This window comes from Streptococcus sp. HMSC071H03 (genome assembly GCF_001813035.1).
GTDB lineage: Bacteria > Bacillota > Bacilli > Lactobacillales > Streptococcaceae > Streptococcus > Streptococcus anginosus.
This window is the reverse complement of the sequence record NZ_KV811164.1, coordinates 1-431: the sequence shown is the minus strand read 5'-3', so window position 1 is coordinate 431 and position 431 is coordinate 1. Positions and strand designations below refer to the sequence as shown.

The following is a 431-nucleotide window of genomic DNA, read 5'->3' as shown; positions in this document are numbered from 1 at the left end:
CTTCCGTTTGCGACGAATTCGAGCCGTTAAACCAAGGACTTTCATCAAACGTTGAACCTTTTTATGATTAATCACAAATCCGCGATTCCTTAATTCTAAATGGATTCGACGATAGCCATAGTTGCCTGTATGTTCATTATAAATGGCTTGTATTTCATCCTTTAGCTCTTTATCCTTATCTGGTTGATCCAGCTGTTTCAATTGATAATAGTAAGTTGAGCGAGCTAAACATGCTGTTTCAAGAAGTAAATCTAATCGAAATCCTCCTGAAACCATTTCTCTAACTGTCTCTGCCTTTCTCGCTCTAAGGCTTCGTCCCTTTCCTCTAACTCTTTTAACTTTTTTAGGTAGGCCACCTCAGTACGTAACCGTTCATTCTCCTCCTGAAGTCGCTCTAGTTCTGTCATTTCTTCCCAAGTTTTCTTCCGTTT

1 pseudogene is annotated in these 431 nt (G+C 39.4%); it reads right to left on the bottom strand.

Annotated elements, in window-relative coordinates:
* Nucleotides 1-431: pseudogene (locus tag HMPREF2887_RS10130) on the bottom strand (IS3 family transposase); the annotation flags it as partial.